Origin of the sequence: Apilactobacillus timberlakei (assembly GCF_002993965.1) — a bacterium.
Lineage (GTDB): Bacteria > Bacillota > Bacilli > Lactobacillales > Lactobacillaceae > Apilactobacillus > Apilactobacillus timberlakei.
Genome location: NZ_POST01000008.1, coordinates 1 through 23,419, shown reverse-complemented (window position 1 = coordinate 23,419; position 23,419 = coordinate 1). Strand labels below are relative to the sequence as shown.

General features: G+C 26.3%; 28 protein-coding genes. 15 read left to right on the top strand and 13 right to left on the bottom strand.

Features of this window, described 5'->3' with window-relative positions; translation table 11 throughout:
- Positions 1-41 precede the first annotated feature (41 nt).
- From C7N71_RS07510 to C7N71_RS07485, 7 genes are all read left to right on the top strand, one after another.
- Positions 42-1,838 (top strand): ThiF family adenylyltransferase, encoded by a 1,797-nt coding sequence (locus tag C7N71_RS07510; protein ID WP_105988479.1) that lies wholly within the window; start codon positions 42-44, stop codon positions 1,836-1,838.
- On the top strand, positions 1,835-3,424 hold the full coding sequence (locus C7N71_RS07505) for an ATP-binding cassette domain-containing protein (RefSeq protein WP_105988478.1): 1,590 nt from the start codon (positions 1,835-1,837) through the stop codon (positions 3,422-3,424). The genes C7N71_RS07510 and C7N71_RS07505 overlap by 4 nt, the downstream gene beginning before the upstream one ends.
- Positions 3,425-3,812: 388 nt before the next feature.
- Positions 3,813-4,115, top strand: a complete 303-nt coding sequence (gene mobC, locus C7N71_RS07500; protein ID WP_105988457.1) for a plasmid mobilization relaxosome protein MobC — start codon at positions 3,813-3,815, stop codon at positions 4,113-4,115.
- Positions 4,097-5,557, top strand: a complete 1,461-nt coding sequence (locus C7N71_RS07495) for a relaxase/mobilization nuclease domain-containing protein (protein WP_105988477.1) — start codon at positions 4,097-4,099, stop codon at positions 5,555-5,557. The genes mobC (C7N71_RS07500) and C7N71_RS07495 overlap by 19 nt, the downstream gene beginning before the upstream one ends.
- Before the next feature lie 23 nt (positions 5,558-5,580).
- Complete coding sequence (locus C7N71_RS07490; RefSeq protein WP_105988476.1) at positions 5,581-5,967, top strand: hypothetical protein; 387 nt, start codon at positions 5,581-5,583, stop codon at positions 5,965-5,967.
- Between the two features lie 289 nt (positions 5,968-6,256).
- On the top strand, positions 6,257-6,466 hold the full coding sequence (locus C7N71_RS08115) for a hypothetical protein (RefSeq protein ID WP_157944389.1): 210 nt from the start codon (positions 6,257-6,259) through the stop codon (positions 6,464-6,466).
- Positions 6,467-7,309: 843 nt separating this feature from the next.
- A complete protein-coding gene (locus C7N71_RS07485; RefSeq protein ID WP_105988475.1) occupies positions 7,310-7,849 on the top strand; it encodes a TetR/AcrR family transcriptional regulator in 540 nt (179 codons plus the stop codon).
- A gap of 48 nt (positions 7,850-7,897) precedes the next feature.
- On the opposite strand, the gene C7N71_RS07480 is transcribed toward C7N71_RS07485, so the two are convergent.
- The 10 genes from C7N71_RS07480 to C7N71_RS07430 form a co-directional block, all read right to left on the bottom strand.
- Complete coding sequence (locus C7N71_RS07480; RefSeq protein ID WP_105988474.1) at positions 7,898-9,007, bottom strand: alcohol dehydrogenase catalytic domain-containing protein; 1,110 nt, start codon at positions 9,005-9,007, stop codon at positions 7,898-7,900.
- A gap of 10 nt (positions 9,008-9,017) precedes the next feature.
- On the bottom strand, positions 9,018-9,821 hold the full coding sequence (locus tag C7N71_RS07475) for an ABC transporter permease (protein ID WP_105988473.1): 804 nt from the start codon (positions 9,819-9,821) through the stop codon (positions 9,018-9,020).
- Positions 9,793-10,734 (bottom strand): ABC transporter ATP-binding protein, encoded by a 942-nt coding sequence (locus C7N71_RS07470; protein ID WP_105988472.1) that lies wholly within the window; start codon positions 10,732-10,734, stop codon positions 9,793-9,795. Before C7N71_RS07470 ends, C7N71_RS07475 begins: the two co-directional genes overlap by 29 nt.
- Positions 10,735-10,738: 4 nt before the next feature.
- Entirely contained in the window at positions 10,739-11,494 is a 756-nt protein-coding gene (locus tag C7N71_RS07465) for a hypothetical protein (RefSeq protein ID WP_105988471.1), read from the bottom strand.
- 2 nt (positions 11,495-11,496) lie between these two features.
- The gene (locus C7N71_RS07460; protein ID WP_105988470.1) at positions 11,497-12,393 is read right to left on the bottom strand and encodes an ABC transporter ATP-binding protein; all 897 of its coding nucleotides are present in this window, start codon (positions 12,391-12,393) and stop codon (positions 11,497-11,499) included.
- Between the two features lie 192 nt (positions 12,394-12,585).
- Positions 12,586-13,452, bottom strand: a complete 867-nt coding sequence (locus C7N71_RS07450; protein ID WP_105988468.1) for a T3SS effector HopA1 family protein — start codon at positions 13,450-13,452, stop codon at positions 12,586-12,588.
- Positions 13,445-14,434 (bottom strand): phosphotransferase, encoded by a 990-nt coding sequence (locus tag C7N71_RS07445; RefSeq protein ID WP_105988467.1) that lies wholly within the window; start codon positions 14,432-14,434, stop codon positions 13,445-13,447. The genes C7N71_RS07450 and C7N71_RS07445 overlap by 8 nt, the downstream gene beginning before the upstream one ends.
- 20 nt (positions 14,435-14,454) lie before the next feature.
- Positions 14,455-15,465 (bottom strand): serine hydrolase, encoded by a 1,011-nt coding sequence (locus C7N71_RS07440; RefSeq protein ID WP_105988466.1) that lies wholly within the window; start codon positions 15,463-15,465, stop codon positions 14,455-14,457.
- Between the two features lie 74 nt (positions 15,466-15,539).
- The gene (locus tag C7N71_RS07435) at positions 15,540-15,674 is read right to left on the bottom strand and encodes a signal protein (RefSeq protein ID WP_225361905.1); all 135 of its coding nucleotides are present in this window, start codon (positions 15,672-15,674) and stop codon (positions 15,540-15,542) included.
- A gap of 213 nt (positions 15,675-15,887) precedes the next feature.
- Positions 15,888-16,472, bottom strand: a complete 585-nt coding sequence (locus C7N71_RS07430; protein ID WP_105988465.1) for a site-specific integrase — start codon at positions 16,470-16,472, stop codon at positions 15,888-15,890.
- Positions 16,473-16,843: 371 nt separating this feature from the next.
- Between C7N71_RS07430 and C7N71_RS07425 the strand changes: the two genes are divergently transcribed.
- The 3 genes from C7N71_RS07425 to C7N71_RS07415 all read left to right on the top strand — a co-directional run bounded on the left by C7N71_RS07425 (position 16,844) and on the right by C7N71_RS07415 (position 18,603).
- Positions 16,844-17,260 (top strand): flavodoxin family protein, encoded by a 417-nt coding sequence (locus tag C7N71_RS07425; RefSeq protein ID WP_105988464.1) that lies wholly within the window; start codon positions 16,844-16,846, stop codon positions 17,258-17,260.
- Between the two features lie 65 nt (positions 17,261-17,325).
- Complete coding sequence (locus tag C7N71_RS07420) at positions 17,326-17,736, top strand: MerR family transcriptional regulator (protein ID WP_105988463.1); 411 nt, start codon at positions 17,326-17,328, stop codon at positions 17,734-17,736.
- Between the two features lie 3 nt (positions 17,737-17,739).
- Positions 17,740-18,603 carry an aldo/keto reductase gene (locus C7N71_RS07415; protein ID WP_105988462.1) on the top strand — a complete coding sequence of 288 codons (864 nt, stop codon included), beginning with the start codon at positions 17,740-17,742 and terminating at the stop codon, positions 18,601-18,603.
- Positions 18,604-18,758: 155 nt separating this feature from the next.
- Here the strand turns inward: C7N71_RS07415 and C7N71_RS07410 are convergent, their stop codons facing one another.
- The 3 genes from C7N71_RS07410 to C7N71_RS07400 all read right to left on the bottom strand — a co-directional run bounded on the left by C7N71_RS07410 (position 18,759) and on the right by C7N71_RS07400 (position 19,792).
- Positions 18,759-19,064: a hypothetical protein gene (locus C7N71_RS07410; RefSeq protein ID WP_105988461.1), complete on the bottom strand. Its 306-nt coding sequence runs from the start codon at positions 19,062-19,064 to the stop codon at positions 18,759-18,761.
- A gap of 100 nt (positions 19,065-19,164) precedes the next feature.
- Entirely contained in the window at positions 19,165-19,449 is a 285-nt protein-coding gene (locus C7N71_RS07405; protein ID WP_105988460.1) for a helix-turn-helix domain-containing protein, read from the bottom strand.
- Complete coding sequence (locus C7N71_RS07400; RefSeq protein ID WP_105988459.1) at positions 19,442-19,792, bottom strand: type II toxin-antitoxin system RelE/ParE family toxin; 351 nt, start codon at positions 19,790-19,792, stop codon at positions 19,442-19,444. Before C7N71_RS07400 ends, C7N71_RS07405 begins: the two co-directional genes overlap by 8 nt.
- 120 nt (positions 19,793-19,912) lie before the next feature.
- Here C7N71_RS07400 and C7N71_RS07395 point away from each other — a divergent pair, with 120 nt between their 5' ends.
- The 5 genes from C7N71_RS07395 to C7N71_RS08160 form a co-directional block, all read left to right on the top strand.
- Positions 19,913-20,398: a hypothetical protein gene (locus C7N71_RS07395; RefSeq protein ID WP_105988458.1), complete on the top strand. Its 486-nt coding sequence runs from the start codon at positions 19,913-19,915 to the stop codon at positions 20,396-20,398.
- A 379-nt stretch (positions 20,399-20,777) separates the two neighbouring features.
- A complete protein-coding gene (gene mobC, locus C7N71_RS07390; protein ID WP_105988457.1) occupies positions 20,778-21,080 on the top strand; it encodes a plasmid mobilization relaxosome protein MobC in 303 nt (100 codons plus the stop codon).
- Positions 21,062-22,522 carry a relaxase/mobilization nuclease domain-containing protein gene (locus C7N71_RS07385; RefSeq protein WP_105988456.1) on the top strand — a complete coding sequence of 487 codons (1,461 nt, stop codon included), beginning with the start codon at positions 21,062-21,064 and terminating at the stop codon, positions 22,520-22,522. Before mobC (C7N71_RS07390) ends, C7N71_RS07385 begins: the two co-directional genes overlap by 19 nt.
- Positions 22,523-22,544: 22 nt before the next feature.
- On the top strand, positions 22,545-22,931 hold the full coding sequence (locus C7N71_RS07380; protein WP_105988455.1) for a hypothetical protein: 387 nt from the start codon (positions 22,545-22,547) through the stop codon (positions 22,929-22,931).
- 285 nt (positions 22,932-23,216) lie between these two features.
- A partial coding sequence (locus C7N71_RS08160) for a hypothetical protein (protein ID WP_167387729.1) occupies positions 23,217-23,419 on the top strand: 203 nt, incomplete at its 3' end.

Genomic DNA, 23,419 nt, shown 5'->3' with positions numbered 1-23,419 from the left:
AGTTTTAATTAACATTAAATAAAATTAAGGAGATTATAATAATGAAAACTTATGGAACAAATACAGGCATTATTTTTAATAAAGACAGTAATGGATCTATATACATATATTCAAACACCCCTTTGCTTAAAAGCGCTATCCATACAAGTAATGATAATATTACTTGGAAAATTCTAAAACTTTTAAGAACCCCCAAAACATTTATAGAAATTAAAAAGCACTTTAATATAGAACAACAATCGTTAATCAAAATAATAAAAGTATTATTAGAAAAAGAGCTATTGGTCGAAGATCCTTTAAAAAATGATGACAAATGGTTTAGATTAGAAAGATTTATTAATGCTCTACCTCAAAAAAAATACAAAAAATATAGAGATAAAATTGAAAATATTAATATATTAATATTAGGATTAGGAACTGCTGGTAGTTATTCATTAGAATTATTATCAAAAATAGGTTTGAAAAATTTTATTTTAGTGGACAACGATAAAGTTGAAGAAAAAAACATAATCTCACAAAATTATAGAAAAAAAGATATTGGAAATTCAAAAATTGAATCTCTAAGAGAAAGATATGAATCGTGTAATATCATATGTATTAAAAAGAATATAGAAACATACCAAGATATTAAAAAAATTATTAAAAAATATAGTCCAAAATATTTTTTAAGTGATGCAGATGACTCATCGTTGGTAATACAAATATTAAAAAATATTTTTAAAGAATTTCCTAGTATAAAAATAATAGAGTCCGGATATAATCCATTATTAGCACAAACTGAATTAATTTCTTTAGAAAATTATAAGTATTATTTGCAAAAATTTGTTAGCGTAGAAAAAACATTCCTTATAAAAAACAAATTTAATGGTATTGCAGATAATTCTGGCATTATTTTTCATGCTATTTCAGATGCATTTTTTGCATCTAAAATAATATTTGATGATATAACAAAAATAGCTTCATCCAATTTTGGAGAATTTAACTTTTTAGAAAATAAGTATTTTTTAGATAATACTTATTATATAGATGATTTCAAAAAATACACTAATAGATATATACATGACAACAATTTTGTTTGCCCATCAGTTCACATTAAAGATAAAAACATAGCTTTACAAAAAATAGAAAAGCTTAATAATAAATCAAAAATATTCGTATATAGTAAAACTAGATGGAATATATTTAAGTATTTTTTAAACTTAAACGTTCCTGAAGAAAAAATTTTTTCAGATAACGAAAATTTAAATAAATATTTAATCGAATTTTGTAGTAAAGAATTCAATAAAAGCATATTCAAACCTAAAGACATGTTTAATAATAACTTATTTATTCCTAGACACTCATATGCAGTAAAAAGGAGCTATACAGAATTATTAACTAATGGAAATACACGGATTTATATGAATAATAATGTAGAGTCTAAAGAAATAGAATTCATACATGAATATATGCATACTATTGCATTTAAAGTAACTAAGGATCAGTTTACACATGAAAAGTTTGTTTTAGAGTATATGATTCAATTCATCTTATATCTAAAAGAAAAAAATATTAAATTATTTAATTACATAGGTAAAAAGTTAATTAAATATATACAAGGAAATTATCTTGACTTATTTACAATCCTAGAAAAAGAAAAGATGGATTATTTAAATGACAATAAGACATTCTACAAAGAAATGAATAAATACGGATTAAATCTATCTTATAAAAAATTATCAAGGATCATAAAAAAATATACTTCTAATAAAAAAATCTTTTATTACTTAAAATATACAATACCTATAAAAGATAATTTTTATGATATTAGAAAGCTTGTTAATGAATTAAATATATGAAGGGAAGATTCAATATGATACTTAAGTATTATTCAAATGTAAAATTCTTATTACTAAATCTTTTTGGTGTATTAGGAAGCTTACAAAATATTGTAATTGCTTTTATAGTAGGTAACTTAACTAACTTTGCAATCAATAAATCATTTTCCAACATTAATTTATTAATAGTATGTTCCGTATTATTAATCTTAGTTACATTTTCATCACAATTAATTTTTAATTTTTTTAAAAATGATCTTATAAAAACAGTAAATATATCATTAAGAACAAAGATACTACACGGAATTCTTGTTGAATACAATTTCAATACAAAGAATAATTTAGGACTTTTAGTTAATGATTTTAAAATATTAGAAAATGATAGATTTGAATCTGAAATATCAATCATTATCTCATTATATACTTTAATATTTGCACTAGGATACTCAATCTTTCTGAATTGGTTTGTGACATCATTATTCATAATTGGAAGTATAACACCCATGGTTGTTTCTAATTATTTCCAAAAGCCTATACAAGAGTCATCTAAAACATGGTCAGATAAAAATTCAAAATATTTGAATAATACAAAAAGTTTATTAAATGGGAAAAAAAGTATATATATGTATAATACACAAACCGAGGCTACATTAAGTAATAAATCATTTACTAAGTCTTTAGAAAAGAGCTTATTTAAAATGAATTTATTAAAAAACAATAGTAACGATATCATTAGTACCGTTGCCAACCTATGTACTTTTTTATTACCATTTTTAATAGGAATATACCTAGTTATAAAAGAAAAGACTTCCTTAGGTTCTCTATTTGCAATAGTGCAATTATCCAATTCTTTTATTAATCCGGTTCTAACAATATTAAAGGAAAGAGGTAACTTATCAACTACAAAAAATATATTAAAAAATGTAATTAGATACTTGGATAATGGAAAAAAACAAAGAATAGATAATAAATATTATAATGACTTTAATATTGTTTCTTTCAATAAAATTAATATATTTAGAAACAAAAAAGAAATAATAAGAAATCTAGATATAACAATTAAGAAACATGAAAAAATAGCTATAGTTGGAAAATCAGGTAGTGGAAAATCAACATTGTTAGAATACCTAATTTTTCAAAAAAATGGTAACTGTGGTTTTATAAAACTTAATGGAGAAAAAATAATTAATCAAAGTATAAAGGATCTATATGGTTATGCTAATCAGGAAGAATCCATATTTGAAGACACATTAAAATTTAATCTAACATTTAATAATCCAAATATATCAGATAATGATATTAAAGAAGTTTGTAATAAGCTAAATATACTAGACATAATTAAAGAAAAAGGCCTAAATTATAATTTATCCAGTGAAAATAGTTTATCTGGAGGTCAAATAGAAAGAATTAATTTGGCTAGAACCATTCTTTTTAAGAGACCTATTTTAATATTAGATGAAATATCTGCATCTTTAGATAATGAAACATCATTAAAAATACACGATTATTTACTTAAATCTAATTTAACAGTTGTTGAAGTAATACATCACTATAAAAGCAATGATCTAAAAATGTATGACAAGGTAATAAATTTAGATAATCTATAGATTATCTAAATCAAACTTTTATAGACAGAATAAAATGAAGTCATTAAAATAAAAATGTTTTTTAATTAAAAAGGCAACCAATTAATGCGTATGATCGCAATTAATTGGTTGCCTTTTTGGTATTTTAATTTTGTTAATACAAAATTAAAAGTACGGTTTATTTTCTGGGGAGTTAAGAGGGGACTTTTTCATAAGAAAAACACCACCTCTTACAAGCCATTTGTGTTGGAAATTTTTTATAAAATTTTCTAGCAAATGAACTGCTTGCCATCACACTTTTACACTTACTTAGTAGCTAAATAAACGCATAGTGAATTTTGCTAGTTAGTCAGTGTTATAATAATTATGAATGCGTAACGAATAATTATGATAGAAAGTGGGTGTTTTTATGGTAAGAAAGCAAGTTAATGTTAGTCTAAATGATGCTGAATTTGCTGCCTTAAATTTTTTAGCTTTAGAGCACAATACAAAACGTTCCACTATCCTAAAAAATTTAATTAATCATCATCAACTTAAAGAACCTAAGATGATGCCCCAACAAGCATTGGAAATTAATCATCAATTAAAAAAGATGGGCAATAACTTAAATCAATTAACCAAGCTGGCTCATCAAAATGGCCAAATGGAATCCTTAAGTCCCCTCTATGAAATGCGAGATGAATTAAATCAAATATGCCAACAATTAAAATAAGTCGGGCACAAAATGGATCCGCAGCTCTTGATTACGCCCTCGGCAAAAATAGACTTAAAGATAGCGATAAAGAATATTTAATCAAGCATGGAGTGGATCAAAAAATAGTCGATAATTTACATAATCGAGCAGTCGTCCAGCAAAGCTATAACCTAATTGATATTAACCATGCCAAAGCTGAAATGAAACAAACACGTGCGATTGCTAATAATCGTGGCAAGACACAATGCATGCGATTCATTCAATCGTTTGCTGATTATGAAATCAATGTCAATGATCCTCAAGATTGGAAAAAAGCTAATGACATCGGCGTAGAAATAGCCAAAAAAATTGCTCCCGACAATGAATTTGCCATTTATACACATATCGATGGCGACGGCCATAAGGTGCATAACCACATCATTATGAATATGACTAACTTGGAAACTGGGAAAAAATATCATCATACTAATGACTTTACACGTGTTGCTAAATTCAATGATGAATTAGCAGAAAAATACTTTCCTATGAATCGGAATATACACGTTCAAAATAAAATTGAACGGAAAACAATGGCCGAAAGAAAATTAAAAGCCAAAAATCAATATATTTGGAAAGATGATTTAAGACATCGGATTGATTCGGTCATGTTGCACGAAAATTGCACCTCAAAATTACAATTTGAGCACGCTTTAAAAGAAAAAGGGGTAATTTATCGCGAACGTGGTAAAAATTGCTCCTATAGCTTTTTAGATGCCCATAATAAGCAACGCACTTCACGCGGTAATAAATTAGGGCAAGACTACGAAAAGGAGACGATTCATGATGAGTTGGTCGGACAAAATAACAAAATCCAATTCAGAAAACAACGAGCAGATAGACAGGAATACATTAGAAACTTTAATCGACAACCAGAGGCAAATACTCGTAAACCAAAACTCTACTCTCGACGAGCAAGACAAGGCCATAATTTCGCAGAATACTACTATCAACCAACTCTCCAAAGAACAGAGTTCCTTGAAACAAATCATCGAAAAACAAAACAATACGATGAGCAGGCAAGACAAAGCTATCAAACAGCTCGAACAGAACAACCAGACCTATCAAGAACTCAATCAACTCTTAATGCATTATTTGAAAGAATTAGACGCAACCTCCGAGCTGCAATTAAATACGAAATACAACGCATTAAAGAGGTCACTAAACGAGCATTAAGTAAATTAGATTCATTCTTTATGGATGATAGACTATCTGATGAAGGCTATAGTAATATCCAAAACAATATTACAGATAATCATTTGGATATGAATAAAAGTATCAAGGAATTAAAACAACAACGTGATGTCTTTAAACAAACAGATCAAAAATATCAAATCAGCAAAAAAAGAAAAATCATTGATCAAGAAAGTCCTAATTTTAAACGACAACAAAGAAGACAACGAATGCGTGGTCCACACTTATAAATAACAGAAATGAGGTTTATCAAATGAATCAATCGGAAAAACTAGATCAAGAATTAGCAAACGCCATCAAATTACGCGAAAAGCAATCCAAAAAGATTCGTAAAATTAAACGAGAAAAGAAACAAAAAAACATTCAAAACATTGGTAAAGCAGTCTTAAAACAACATAAAGAAATTAAAGATAGTGAAGATTTTACAGAAAATTATGTAGTCATGAAAAAAGAATATAAAGAAGTATTAGACGCGTTTACAATTATAATGGGAATTAGAGAAATAGATGGAAAGAAAAAAATTGGTTTTAGAAGAACAGAAGAAATTAATCAAATATTTAATCAAAATCTGAACGATGAAGATAATAAAAAATACTTTCAAAGAATAATAGATTATATTCAAAAAATACAAAATAAATAAGGAGAAATAAATTTGAACAACACACAAGATAAAGTCTTTTATCATAAATTCAACAAAAACAAAAAAGGTCATAAATGGGACTTAAAAATTACTAAACATAAACCTAATTGGAAAGATATACCTGTATTTTTAGCCTGGATCATAGTCATTTATTTAATATTACACTTTATATTTAAAATAATTTAAATATAAAAATAGTGATATAATGAAAGTAAGCAAATTTTCACTCAAAATTTATCCTTAACAAACTATAAATATATACAAAAAACACCCTCAAATTATTTTGAGGGTGTTTTTATCTACTCAGTTTATCTACTCAGTTTATCTACTCAGTTTATCTACTCAGTTTATCTACTCAGTTTATCTACTCAGTTTATCTACTCAGTTTATCTACTCAGTTTATCTACTCAGTTTATCTACTCAGTTTATCTACTCAGTTTATCTACTCAGTTTATCTACTCAGTTTATCTACTCAGTTTATCTACTCAGTAATACATAATTAGGCGTACTAGGACCTTAAAGACTAGGAAGAGCATAGCTCGCTATGCTCGCTAGCTCTCTCGATAGTTAGCCTGTTCAGTCGAACTTCACAGTATTCAGTTTAAACGCATTCAGCCCTTGTTCCTCCTAGCCTCTACCTTTTACGTCAAAGAGTCGACTTCTTTTTTGTTTTTCGTGATAAATTATAAAAACTCACGCTTGCTAGCAGGATTGAATAAAGCATTTCCTAAATTTCCAACCATTTGATTTCTGGTCTTGCCGCTGATTTGTGTTAGCATTTCAGCCAACAAAGGTTCAGCAAACCTGTGTCCTTATACACACGGTCACTACGGTTATGGTCTTCCATAATCACGGGTGCATTTTGTGACGAACAGGAAGGGTACCGCCCTTATATAACTTAACGGAGATATTAAGCAAGATTGTCATTCTTGATGGATGATAACGCAAATAAAAAGAACTGAACCCCCTTACGTGATCCAGTTCCCAAATTTCACTTAATATCTTTTGCTTTTTAGGTTTTTATTTGATAATATAAACCTTGTAAAGTAATCAAAAGAAACGTCCATTTCTTTTGATTCAATATCAGTTAAGTTGTTGTTAACTGGTATCAACGTAAGTTAGTATTACCCGTACTAACCTTAAGCAACAAACAATTAAGCCATGATTACCAGTCATGGCTTTTTTGCTACCCAAATTTTACGTTAAAGCCATTTATTTAATTAACAATATAAGATTACCATAATTAATTAAATTATAAAAGTTATATTGAATAATTATATTTGATTTAATTATTCAATATATTAAAATAATTATATTAATTAATAATTGGGTGAATATAAGAATGAAATCAACAGATTTAAGGATTGCTAATGCACTAATAAATATACTTAGTTGTAATACTAATCTAAAAATACATGATACAGAAATAATAAAAAAAGCAGAAGTTTCAAGAAGCACATTTTATAATCATTTCAGTAATCAAAAAGAAATTTTAAACTTTATCTTTAATATTATCGATAAAAAAATATTTAAAGAATTTGAATATTTTAAATATATCCCACCTCAATTTATAAATAAAAAGGTTTTAATAGAATATACATCTGAACATTTAATACCTATAATATATGATTATAGGAAAGTTATAAAAATAATGTATTCAAGTAATATTTCCAAATCATGGAATGATTTTTTAGAAAACAAATATACTGATACTATATGTAAATATTTAAGAATAGAAAAAAATATGCACTTAAAACTATTTGTAAAATATGTTTTATTAATAATAGAACTATGGATAACCGAGGATAAAATAGAAAATCCTAAATATTTTAAAAAACATTTTAGAACATTATGTAATTCTCCGATAATTAATATCAAATAAAATAAGGTCTCTAAATGATATCATTTAGAGACCTTATTTTATTTGATATTAATATTTCATTATTACTTTCCCAAATCTTTGTCTTAAATTGTAAGTCTCATTTATAAATTTATCAATAGATTCTGAAGATAGGGTATCATAGATCCTAAATGGTTTCATAGACCTAGAATACTTTGATATAGCTCTTTTTAAATCTTCAGTTGTACCAATACAATTACCCATAATTGACAAATTATTAATCATAGATTGAATCATTATTCGTGAAAGATTGTTTTCATGTAAATAATCTGTTGATTCTTTAAAGTTATCATGTTGATTTTTATATCCGCAGGTAATATATCTGCCATTTATATTTAAATGTTTAACGGCATCACTTAAATGTAAATCAAAAAACGGATCAAATATAACATCAAACTTTCCAATGTCATCAGGCCAACATTTTGAATTTCTACTAATTTTTATATAATGAGCACCATTAACAATGCTTAATTCTTCAGAAGACCAATCAGTAGTAGACATTATGGTAGTGTCAATATTTCTTTTTAATAAACCATTTATTATAAATAATGATGTATTAGATCTGGCACTTAAAACTAGTGCTTTTTGTCCTTCATGAATATGTGTTCGTCTAATCATGCTTTCAGAAGTTTGACCTCCTATAGAAAAACCAGCTGCTATATCATCATCCATACTATCATCAATAGCTATTAATTTAGCTTCATTAATTCTCAACCAACCTTTTGATGCTTCATTAGTAACAACACCAGGTGCAGCGGTATCATTATCAGCTTTTGGATAAGAGCAATTTGGAATTACCCTATCACCAATATTAAATCTGGACACATTTTTACCAATTTCTTCAACAATTCCTACAAAGTCAGATCCAAAAAATGAAACTGGCATTTGATTATAAGTATTACCACTATTCATCCTTAAAGCTGATTTCAGAATTATTCCTTTATCTCTATAATTGCATGAAAAAGATAAGACTCTTATCAAAACATAATTATCATTTTTGTAATGTTTATTATCAAAATGTGGTTTAGGAATATCAACTACTCCACAATTTAAATTGACTCCTGATAAATTAACATTATATATATTATTATTATTTTTTTTATTAAAAAAATTTTTATTTACCAAAGCTACAGCCTTCATAATAATTCTCCTATAAATTTAATATAAGCTTTTCCCTGTCGATTTTTGTAGTAATGCTATAAAAAATAATTATATTAATTATTAAAATAATGAATGATAATAAAATTTCCATCCAAATACCAAATATTAACAAACCACTAGCCTGTGATATTACAAAAGCAACTATAGGAAAAATAAAAACTATTGCAACAGATTGAGCAGATTTACTGGTTTTTACTCTAGAAGAAATGCATATAACTAATTGTATAGATAATATTGTAATCATAGGTGCTAGTATTAGTGCCATGAATATCCATTCAAAATTTGGAAAAATTATTTTATTAAAAATATTAAAACCAAATACATCTATTAATATTCCATATATAAACATAGATATCCAAGTTATTAAAATACTCGGAATAACAGAAGAAAGAATTTTACCAAAAACTAGTTCTTTATTTGTTATGGGGGTATTAAGTAATCCTTCTATTGTCTTATTTTCTTTCTCTCCAACAAAACTAGAACTAGATATAACATTAGATATTGATATAGGAATTATTAAAAATAAAGGTAAAAAAATATACATCAAAATGATATATAATATTTCCGTATGACCATTGATATCATTAGGTATTATTGAAGAAAAATGTTTGATCATTGGTGATATTTTCTCAGTACTCAACAAAAATGATTTATCATATCCTAATGATAAAAAAATAGTAGGAAAAATAACTCCCAGTATTAAGGGTAAGGCCAATAAAGATGCTATTAAAGGCTTATCTTGTTTAATTTCTAATAGTTCTTTTTTATATATAGTTTTTATATGAATATTCATTCATTTCTCCTTTTATAGTTTCAAAATACATATCCTTAATAGTATGTTTATGCTCAACTATTCCATATATATTTAACCCATAATCGAATAAAGCTTTTGAAATATTGCTTATTTCATTTCTTTTAATGCATTCTGTTAATAACTTTCCATTTTTTATATAACTGTTTCCATATTTTAAGCATATATTCAATGCAATATCATTATGATCACTGTCTATTTCATAAACATAGTTTTTCCATCTATTGTTAATCAACTTTTTAGCATTTCCATTTAGCATTAACTTTCCAGAATTAATTATGGCTATATCATCTACAAAATCTTCCAACCCTTGTAATTGATGAGTTGCCATTAATATACTAGTATTAAACTTTTTAACCAATACATCTAAATAACTTATAACATCTTCAATCATCTGAGGATCCAGCCCTGATGTAGGTTCATCTAATATTAACAACCTAGGTTCATGCATAATTGCCCTCATAATTAATACTTTTTGTTTCATACCTTTACTTAAAGTGGAGACCTTGGAATTCAACTTATTATTCATTTTAAAGATATTAGTTAATTCATTTATTTTATCTTTTATTTTATTTGAATCAATACCATATAATTTGCCCCAAAATTTCAAATTTTGATTAACTGTTAGTTTCTCATATAAACTACAGTCATTTTGAATTCCAATATTTTGTCTAATTTTGTTATTTTTATTAGAAGATATTTTTTTACCAAAAACTTTAACTTCCCCATTAGTTGCACTTAATAACCCTGTTATTAATCTCAATGTTGTTGTCTTACCCGCACCATTAGGACCAAGTAATGCAAAAACATGACCCTTTTTTATATCAAAATTGATATTTTCCAATATATAATTGCTTCCTATTTTTTTTGATACATTTTCAAAATTTACTATCATGTTATTACCTCCTAAATAGTTTTCCAAAATTAATAGTTAATAACATAATAATAGTTATTAATATAAGAAAAACACTACTATAAAAGCTTTTTGGCAATGAATTTAACTTTACACCATTAACCAAAAAATTTGTTGGATTAATCAAAAGTGTTGGAGAATAATCTTTAATAAACTTTATATTATTAAAAATTCCAGAAAATATTATAAGTAATTCTGTAAAAGTTGCACTGAAGAAAGAAGATCTAGTCATAATTGAAATAATAATTGATATAGATACTATTGAAGAAAATCCAATAATTTGCATTAATAATGATGTAACTATGTTTGATAAGTTTACATCATTGTAAAAAGAAGTAGTCATGTATATGGAACATATTCCACCCAATATCATAGACAATATTAAATTAATTATACTGGCAAAATATTTTGGAAGATAAATGTATCTTTCTTTAGGTACTCTTGTTAAATAAAAAAACTTTTTAGCATCGTTTTTAGGTAATAAACACATACTACAAATGATATAAACACTAATAAAAAGAATTATTTGTGAGCTATTTTTAAAATAATTTTGTATTAAAATTTCCCAATTTATTTTAGAGAAAGATATTTTTGTATTACTATTTGAAATGTAGTTAATAATTTTATTAGAATATTTTGTCATGAATGGGGAAACAATCCCAGTGAAAACAAAAATGAATCCCAAAATTAATGACATATTAGTTCGCTTCCATTTTATTAATTCTAACTTAATCAGATTCATATTTAATTCTCCATATTTCTAACAGTATTTATAAATGCATCATTCAAAGAATTATTATTTTTAATTATCTTGTTTATACCATCATGATATTCACACAATATAGATAGAACATTTGAAAAATCAGATTCATTAAAATAAATTTGATATTTCTTATAATCTATATTTTTTATAATAATATTATTCTTATTTAAAAGATTTATATATTTTTTTAAAAAATAATCATTTTTTAAAGAAATATATGAATTTTTATCAAATTTATCCATAAACTTATTAATATTACCTTGGTATATAATATATCCTTCATTAATAACAATTATGTTAGAAGATATTCTTTGAACATCATCTAAATTGTGACTAGACATAATAACATTAGTATTAGTAGAAATGTCGCTAATTAATTTAATAATTTCTTCTCTTCCAATAGGATCAAGAGCACTGGTAGGTTCATCTAAAAATATTAACTTTGGATCTAATATCAATGCACTAGCTATACCCAGCCTTTGCTTCATTCCCCTAGAAAATCCTTGTACATTTCTATTAGAAAATCTTTCTAAACCAACTAAATTAAGAAGATTACATATTTTTTTATATTTATTTTCAACTGTCTTGTTTGCCAACAGTAAAGATTGTTCCATAATCTGATAGCATGTTAACTTAGATTCAAATTCTGGCGTATCTGGACAATAAGCTATATTATGTTTACCATAATATTTTATATTTCCCCCGTTGATATTATTTAGTCCAAGTATTGAATGTATTAGCGTAGTTTTACCTGCACCATTGGGGCCAACTAATCCTATTACTTTTTTTGTATCATAAATAGAAATATTAATATCATGTAAAACTGTTAAGTCTTTAAATTTAACAGTTAATTTATTTGTGGATAATAAAGTTTGCAAAGTTAATTGTCCTTTCTACCAAAAATAATAAACAAAATTCCTCCTAGTGGTATTGAGATTACACATAGGATAGCCCACAACCATTTAGGCAAAAATCTAGTTTGATTTGTTTTTAATATGAAATTAATACATAAATACAAATATAAAAAGAAAATAAATATAAGTGGAATAATTATTCTTAAATTCAAAATATCAGTACTCCTTATTTTTTGAAATATTATCTAAGTCTACATTTGCATTTTTAAATCTTTGATTCAAAAGAGTTAAAAAATCCATACCTGTAGTAATTGAATCTTTAATTGCTAATGCTGTTATTTCGGATCTATGTTCACCCAAACTTTTATTAATACTATCTTTATCAGAAGGTTGTTCAGCTTTTGTTAAAGTACCAATAATTTTTTCAGTATATGGAGATTGGAAAAAGTTATAATCATTAGGATGCTTAAAATGGTAAATTAATTTTTTTAATACACTTTCAACAATTTCGTGATCATCACTACTATAAAACACTACAGAATCATTTCTAGGATAACTTCCAGTATTAGACAATATCTTAGCTGAAAATTGAACATTTAATGATAATAATTGTTTTATTCCTAGGGACCAAATCTTCATTGCATAAGTGTAAGAAGAAGCTCCCACATAATGTCTATATTTTGATATTTCTGTACTATGAATGTACATAAAAAATCCTGGAGTAAGGTTAGGCCTTTTTGATGGTAATTTTATTTTATTTTTATTATTTTGTGCTTTACCAATTCTTATTCCATTAATACAATAATATTTTTTACCAAAAACTTCTTCGATATGTGGCTTTACTAAAACACCATCATCTTTAACAATTTCAGAACACCTATCTTTAATATCCTCACCTATATCTTTATTTTCCATTAACATAGAATTAAATGTATGAATATTACAATATATCCATTGAGAGAGATCATTTACAGGTTTCGATAAACAATTTTTATATGTATTATCATTAAAAATAATTTCTTCTGTATCATCATTAACATGTATCATTTTAGATAAATCGTAAGATGAAAAATATTTACTCATTATATGACTCCTTTTCTGTGTCTTTTAATAGTGAAATAAATGTTTCTGGATAAATAATTGACTGTCTTCCAATTCCAGCTATAGCCTTGTCAATTTCAGATAGCTTAAATGTAAGCTTAGACCTACTTATGACTCTCTCCAATAAGAACCAACCAACATTAATGGATAATGTTTTTATATTAATTTTAGTATTTCTTTTTCTTTCATAGATATCAATAGCCTTTTTTAATATAGGAGTTAATTTATCTAATTCCTCTGATCCTCTTTTTAAAAAATCATCATTAATGTCATCCTTATTAAATAGATCTGGAATACTTTTAGAAAAAACTCCCAGAAGAGAATTAAAAATTAAAGATCCTATTATTCCAGCAATGTCTTTAGTAATATCTCCATAACAAAATTCCTCAAAATCGATAATCCATAATTTTTGACAATTATCTATTAAAAATTGATCCAATCTAATATCACCATGTATTGGTGCAATATCATATTCATAATCCATAGATAACTTTTTCAATAAAGGTAAGTCATGTTGTAACATTGAAAATAATTCCAATTCTCCACCACTACAGTTTTTGTAATCATTAACATTCATTGTTTCGAGAGGGGATTTATGATTGGTTTTTGTATTAGATTGATTAATGTCAACATCGTCAATATTAATACTATGTATCTTACTCAATATCAACATGGCTTCATAAATAAAATCTTTGTTTTTAATTAAATTTGAATTTAATATTGAATCAAGCGATACTGAATCATCAATATATTTATGTTTTACAACATATTTATCTAAATCTATATTGACCAGTTTTGGAGATCTAATGTTTTCATGTAATAATATATTATCCCAGTTTCTAATATTATTAATTCTTCTTATTTTATCTTCATGCTCTCCCACAAGTTTCTTAACCAATAAATTACTTTCCGACTTGTTGGACATTAATAATATATTTCTTCCTTTTCTTAAACTTAACTGCATAATTTCCCCCTACAATTCTATTATAAAAATTTGTTATCTTTTAAAATACTATTTACACATTCATATATATATATTTCTTCTAAGATATTGATATTTCTTTTACTATTTATAACAAATAAGAATTTACTATTAAATTGATCGTTTCTTAACCATGCAGATGATAATATCCCTGTAGAAGATCCACCTTTATAAATTAATTTCCTGCAATTTACATTATCCCATGGTAGCCATGTCTGTTTACTCAAGTAGTCCAATAAACTAGATATTTGATTTAATGATAGAAAATAATCTAATCCCTTATTCCATACAGAGTGAGTCATAACATATTCCATTTTCTTATTCTGGTTAAAAAAGTTTACTCCCCATGATTTTTTATACATAATTTTTGTAGGAACAATAAAATTTTTTTCGAAATTTTTTTTACAAATAATTTTTAATAGAATATCCATAGCAGTATTATCAGAAGCTAAGAGTAATCTGCTAATAAGTTCCTTAATAGTTATTTTTTTATTAACATTATCAATGGACAATCCAGAACTAAGGCAACTCAAATCTTCTTTTTTAATTATATATATATCATTTAATTTTAATATCTCATCATTCAACATTTTATATATGGAACATGCTACTTTCAGTTTTATAAGAGATGCTATTGCAAATTTAGATTGACTTTTATAATCATAATTTAAAATACCTGTTGATAGAATTCCATATTCCAAAAATAAGTTAGAAAAAATATTCTTTAAATCATATATACTACTTAATTTTGGTATAATTGGATTTATCTTAATCCTTTTAATAAGCCCATCATCCGTTAATTTGATTGTTAAATAAAAAGTCATCTTTTTATATATAATTGTTATATAATCATAATTTAAAATAAAATCACAATTTGAATCAATTAGTGCATTAATAATATCGGTTAATTGATATGCCAATAAATTATTAGCTTTTTTAACGACAATATGCTTTATATAGTTAACACTTATTTTTTTATTATTAACTAATGTTTTGAATATATTGTTTATCATAGATGTTTGAATTCTCCGTTATATAAAATAAACCCTCAAAATAAATTTGAGAGCTCATTTATATTAGATATTAATTAAAAGCTCCATGACCATGACCATGAAACAGATGCTGAATATGAAACACTTAAACTTACTGAAGTTCCAACATTACCTAATCTATTTTCTTCAACTGCACTTTTTTGAACATCTAAAGGTGTTGTATATGACACATATCCTTTAAGTAAATTATTGGTTTTAATAAATATCACCTCCCAAATATTATTAGAAAATATAATAATTTCTTTTTTGAATACTACAGCTGTAACAATTAATTAGTCAATGAACTGAAGGAAATATGAACAAGGTGTATGTTTCTTAACGTTTTTTAATACATAAAGACTAAAAAAACATTTATAATAGAACATTTTGAATAAATAAAGTGATTATCCAAAATCAATCTTGTTTAAAATATTTTCAGTAGATTCACGATCTAGGCCTAAATATCTTAATGTCATGGATTCGGAAGAATGATTCAAAAGATTCATAACCAATCCAATGTTGTAATTGGATTGCACATACACGCGATAAGCTCCTGTTTTCCGCATTGTATGCGTTCCTAAATAATTAATGTTTAAGAGATCACCAATTTTCTGCATGATCCGATAAAATTGGCGGCCATCAATGTGTTTATCATTTTCACTGCTAGGAAATAACCATTGAGAATGGATATTATTATCTGCTAGCCATTGTTGGTATTGTATCAGGTCCTTTTCCACAGGTTTTAAATATAAATTATTGGGTTTGCCCGTCTTTTGATCGTGAATGTACGCATTAGCTTTGATCTGACCCTGTTCATCAAAGACATCATGATATTGTAAAGCTAAGACATCACTCACACGTAAAAGCGTCGCTTTACCCACTTGAAAAATGGTTAAATTACGACGTCCCCAACGAAAATTATGTAACAGGGTATCTTGAACCTCCTGTAAAACATTGGAATCTTTAATCGGATAAACGGTTTGTTTCATGATCAAAATCCTTTCTAAATGGGTATAATAAATTGCTATTAAATAATAATAACACCCATATAGATAAAATAAACACCCCACAACTGCCATTTAGGTAATTGTGGGGTGTTATTTGTATATTATGATACATAAATTATAATATATCCACCCAATTTAAATGCCAACACAGTTAAGAAATAACAAGCGCTTACCCCATTTATACTTATCTCTTTTATTTTTACAAGCATAAAATATATACATTAAAACATGACGATTTTTTTATATAAATTTAAATAAAAATTCAAAATATTTGTAATCAACGTTTGCATTTAACCGGACTCCAAGGTTTATTATCTAAATACAAATTATAGAAAAAAGGAGAGGTAATAAAAATGAAAACTTTATTTTTAAATTTTAGTAAAGATCCCAACGGTTTAACTGAAAATTTAGCATACAATTCTTTTAATATAGCAAATATAAAAACAATAAACATAGTAAGAAAAAAAATTAAACCCTTAGGACAAAAATATAGTGTGGACGATCAATTCCAAAAAATATGTAATGAAATATCTAAAATAGATAACCTAATAATTGGTACACCAGTTTATTGGTCATCTATGTCATCATATATGAAAATATTTATTGATAGAATGACCGAAGTTATGTCAGAAAATCCTTTTAAAGGAAAAAATTTATATTTGGTAGTTACTGGCTCAGATCCTTCAGATACATTTCCTCATATTAAACATGTTTGGGAACATGTTTCTAAAAAATTTGATATGAATTTAATTAAATCAGTAAGTAATTAATATTTGCATTGAATTGAACTCAAAGGTTTATTATAAATTTATATTTGATAAGAGGTGATATTAAATTGAATATTAATGAAGTAAGTAAAAAGATTGATGTTTCAAAGGATACACTAAGATATTGGGAAAGAATTGGACTTCTTCCTAAAATTGAAAGAAACAGTAGTGGGTACCGTAATTATTCAAAAAAAGATATAAATTGGGTCTTTTATATTAAGGTCCTTAGAAAAGCTGGTATGTCAATAGAATTATTAATAGATTTTGTTAAATCGTATAGAGATAATAATGGTGATCCCGAAAGTAGAAAAGAATTATTAATGGAACAAAAACAAAAGTTAATTGATGAAATTAATGAACGACAAAAAACATTGAATTATCTCTCTTTCAAAATTGATCATTTTAAAGAACATACTTTAAATTATGAAAACGAAAAATTAGCTTATGAAAATAAAATAGATAACGAAAAGGAGAAATAGATTATGAATTACAAATGTTTACAAAACAAAGTTCAAATTCCAAGTTTAGGTTTTGGAGTATTTCAAATTAGTGAAAAAGGTGCAACTAAAAAAGCAGTAATAGATGCAATCAAAGCAGGATATCGTTTAATTGATACTGCAGCTAGTTATGGTAATGAAAGAGAAGTTGGTAATGGTATTAAAGAAGCTATTTCACAAGGTATTGTTACTAGAGATGAATTATTCATTACTTCTAAGCTATGGGTAGAAGATGTATCTGCTGAAAAAGCTCCACAAGCAATCAAAAATTCATTAAATCGTCTACAATTAGACTACTTAGATTTATTATTAATACATCAACCATATAATGATGTATTTGGTGCATGGAGAGCAATGGAAAATGCTTATTCCAATGGTTTAATCAAATCAATCGGTGTTTCAAACTTTGATATTGCACAAATCACTAATTTAGCTGAATTTAGTAAAATTAAACCTATGGTTAATCAAATCGAAGTAAATCCATTTAACCAAAATATTAATAAAGTTGATTACTTACAAAAATATGGAATACAAGTAGAAGCATGGGCACCATTCGCTGAAGGTAAACATGAATTATTAAAGAATGAATTACTAAAAGAAATTGGAGATAAGTATGATAAATCTATTGCTCAAGTAATTCTAAGATGGTTATACCAAAGAAATGTGATTCCACTTTCCAAATCTGTAAAAGAAGCAAGAATGGAACAAAATTTGGATGTATTAGACTTTGAATTATCTGATGAAGATATTAAAAAAATTGAAACATTAAATAGAAATGAAAGCCAATTCTTCGATCATCATGATCCTGACATGATTAAATGGATGGCTAATCGTAAAATAGAATATTAATATACAATGTAACTAATGTAATTAAAATGAATATTATAGAAAATAAAAAGGACAACTAATAGTTGTCCTTTTTATTAAATAACAGTTTCAAAAAAGCAACTTAATTAAGGTGTAGAAATAAATATGCGATTTCCTATGCTTATTATTATCCTGTTTTATTTATAAAATTCAATTAAATTAATGTCTTCTACTTTAATAATGTTATCCATATTAAAACCTGACATATCATCTATAAAATCATTACTATTCATATACTTTTTATTCATTTCTATTAAATTATCTTTCTCTGTTGAAACTATTGCAAACACTCTACAATAATCTAAACTATTTTTTTCCATAAACACATTATCAACATTAATACCAAATTTAGGAAGGCTCTTCATATGTTTGGTCCAATGATTAGATAAATATTCTTTGGCACTTTTTTTATCCTTTAGTGTATATATTCTTAGTTGTTTCATTATATAAATCCTCCAAAATTAGAATAGAGATAAAATTAAAATTAATTAATGACATAATAAAATTATTATGAATGGTTTCATTTATCCGTATTCCTTATAACTAATAATTAGGCACAAATTTTATTGTAAGTTTTTGATTAGTTGCCCTTGCAATTTCATTCAACATATTAGTTGAAACATTAATAGATCCATTTTCTATTCGTGCAATGGTTGATTGTGGTTTTCCCATTCTTTTAGCCAAGTCCCTTTGACTTATTCCTAAATCATTTCTTAATCCTCTAACTAATACTGCAATATCAGAACGTTTGGATTGTTCTTGGATTCCTTTAGCAAATTCAGCATCATTTTTGCTTCTGTTAGCAATATATTCATCTATTTTACTCATCTTTATGCCTCCTTAAATAATCATCTCTACGTCTACGAGCCTTATTTTTTTCAGAACTGGGCGTTTTATTAGTCTTTTTAGTAAAGGCATGACTAATCATAAATTGGTTATCAATAATTTTAAAATATAAAGCCCTTTGAATATTGGAAGATCTTTTGGATCTTATTTCATATAAATTATTTTCCAATTTTTTTATCCATTCTTGTCTTTCTGATATTAATAGACCATATTCTTCTATTTTTTGAATTCTATCTGACAATTTAATGGCATCCTTAACGGGTAATTTATCTAAAAATGCTTCAAATTCTCCCCAGTCATAATAACTAAATATAATTGATTTCATAACTTTATGATAGCTTATAGGCTATCATAAGTAAAGCAATATAAATAGTCAATAAACAAATAAAATATGGATATAGTACAATTAGAATATAAGTAATTAATTTAGCGAGGGATTTGATAATTGTTAAAAATAGGTGTTGAAAAATTATATCAAGCAAAATTTATCAATATGGATATTGAAAAAGTTGGTAACAACTTAATTCCTATAATTCGTTTTAGAAAAATTTATGAATTAAATTATAAATCTAAATCCAATCGATTTAGGCAAAAATTCATTAGTAAATATGAAAAAATAAGATATTCTAAAGAATTCTTAAAGTTAGGTAAAATTAATAAAAACAATATAATTATTTTTACAGCTAAAATAACAGATTTTAAAAAGGCAAAAAGCGGAAATAAACATTTTAAATTCACTAATATGCATAATGCCATGTTCAAAAATAAAGATAATGTGGATTCTAATTTCTTTCCAAACAATATCGATTCCTTAGTCGGAATGATAATTAAAAAGAAATATGATAATGAATCCATGGTTAAAAAAATAAATACCAAAAAATATCAAAAAGCATATTCAAATTTTATTAATGAATTTAAAAATAATATTTAGAAAAATGATATTTTGGATACTCCAATTAATGCGTATGATCAAAATTAATTGGAGTATTTTTTTGTTACTTTAATCGCTTATAAAAGCGATAGAAAGTAAGGTTCTTTTTGGTACTTTAATTTTGTTATTGAAAAATTGAAAGTACGGTTTATTTTCTGGGGAGTTAAGAGGGGACTTTTTCATAAGAAAAGCACCACCTCTTACAAGCCATTTGTGTTGGAAATTTTTTATAAAATTTTCTAGCAAATGAACTGCTTGCCATCAAACTTTTACACCGAATTAGTATCAAAATAAACGCGTAGTGAATTTGGATAGTTAGTCAGTGTTATAATAATTATGAATGCATAACGAATAATCATTATAGAAAGTGGGTGTTTTTATGGTAAGAAAACAAGTCAACGTTAGTCTCAATGATGCTGAATTTGCTGCCTTAAATTTTTTAGCTTTAGAACACAATACCAAACGTTCCACTATCCTAAAAAATTTAATTAATCATCATCAACTTAAAGAGCCTAAGATGATGCCCCAACAAGCATTGGAAATTAATCATCAATTAAAAAAGATGGGCAATAACTTAAATCAATTAACCAAGCTGGCTCATCAAAATGGACAAATGGAATCCTTAAGTCCCCTCTATGAAATGCGAGATGAATTAAATCAAATATGCCAACAATTAAAATAAGTCGAGCACAAAATGGATCCGCAGCTCTTGATTACGCTCTCGGCAAAAATAGGCTCAAAGATAGTGATAAAGAATATTTAGTCAAACATGGTGTAGATCCAAAAATAGTTGATAACTTACATAATCGAGCAGTCGTCCAACAGAGTTATAACCTAATTGATATTAACCACGCTAAAGCTGAAATGAAACAAACGCGTGCGATTGCTAATAACCGTGGCAAGACACAATGCATGCGATTCATTCAATCGTTTGCTGATTATGAAATCAATGTCAATGATCCTCAAGATTGGCAAAAAGCTAATGATATCGGCTTAGAAATAGCCCAAAAAATTGCTCCCGACAATGAATTTGCTATTTATACACATATCGATGGCGAAGGACATAAAGTGCATAACCACATCATTATGAATATGACCAATTTGGAAACCGGGAAAAAATATCATCATACTAATGACTTTGTACGTGTTGCTAAATTCAATGATGAATTAGCAGAAGAATTTTTCCCTATGAATCGGAATATGAACGTCCAGAATCAAATTGAACGCAAAACTATGGCCGAAAGAAAATTAAAAGCCAAAAATCAATATATTTGGAAAGATGATTTAAGGCATCGGATTGATTCGGTCATGTTGCACGAAAATTGCACCTCAAAATTACAATTTGAACACGCTTTAAAAGAAAAAGGGGTAATTTATCGCGAACGTGGTAAAAATTGCTCCTATAGCTTTTTAGATGCTAATAATAAACAACGTACTTCACGTGGTAATAAATTAGGGCAAGACTACGAAAAGGAGACGATTAATGATGAGTTGGTCGGACAAAATAACAAACTCCAGTTCAGAAAACAACGAGCAGATAGACAGGAATACATTAGAAACTTTAATCGACAACCAGAGGCAAATACTCGTAAACCAAAACTCTACTCTCGACGAGCAAGACAAGGCCATAATTTCGCAGAATACTACTATCAACCAACTATCCAAAGAACAGAGTTCATTGAAACAAATAATCGACAAACAAAACAATACGATGAAAAATCAAGACAAAGCTATCAAACAGCTCGAACAGAACAACCAGACCTATCAAGAAATCAATCAACTCTTAATGCATTATTTGAAAAAATTAGACGAAACCTCCGAGCTGCAATTAAATACGAAGTACAACGCATTAAAGAGGTCACTAAACGAGCATTAAGTAAATTAGATTCCTTCTTTATGGACGATAGACTATCTGATGAAGGCTATAGTAATATCCAAAACAATATTACAGATAATCATTTGGATATGAATAAAAGTATCAAGGAATTAAAACAACAACGTGATGTCTTTAAACAAACAGATCAAAAATATCAAATCAGCAAAAAAAGAAAAATTATTGATCAAGAAAGTCCTAATTTTAAACGACAGCACAGAAGACAACGAATGCGAGGTCCACACTTATAAATAATGGAAATGAGGTTATCAAATGAATCAATCAGAAAAACTAGATCAAGAATTAGCAAACGCCATCAAATTACGCGAAAAGCAATCCAAAAAGATTCGCAAAATTAAACGAGAAAAGAAACAAAAAAACATTCAAAACATTGGTAAAGCAGTCTTAAAAAAACATAAAGAAATTAAAGATAGTGAAGATTTTGCAGAAAATTATGTAGTCATGAAAAAAGAATATAAAGAAGTATTAGACGCGTTTACAATTATAATGGGAATTAGAGAAATAGATGGAAAGAAAAAAATTGGTTTTAGAAGAACAGAAGAAATTAATCAAATATTTAATCAAAATCTGAACGATGAAGATAATAAAAAATACTTTCAAAGAATAATAGATTATATTCAAAAAATTCAAAATAAATAAGGAGAAATAAATTTGAACAACACACAAGATAAAGTCATTTATCATAAATTCAACAAAAACAAAAAAGGTCATATTTGGGACTTAAAAATTACTAAACATAAACCTAATTGGAAAGATATACCTGTATTTTTAGCCTGGATCATAGTCATTTATTTAATATCACTATTTTTATATTTAAATTGTTTTAAATATAAAAATAGTGATATAATGAAAGTAAGCAAATTTTCACTCAAAATTTATCCTTAACAAACTATAAATATATACAAAAAACGCCCTCAAAATAATTTGAGGGCGTTTTTATCTACTCAGTTTATCTACTCAGTTTATCTACTCAGTTTATCTACTCAGTTTATCTACTCAGTTTATCTACTCAGTTTATCTACTCAGTTTATCTACTCAGTTTATCTACTCAGTTTATCTACTCAGTTTATCTACTCAGTTTATCTACTCAGTTTATCTACTCAGTTTATCTACTCAGTTTATCTACT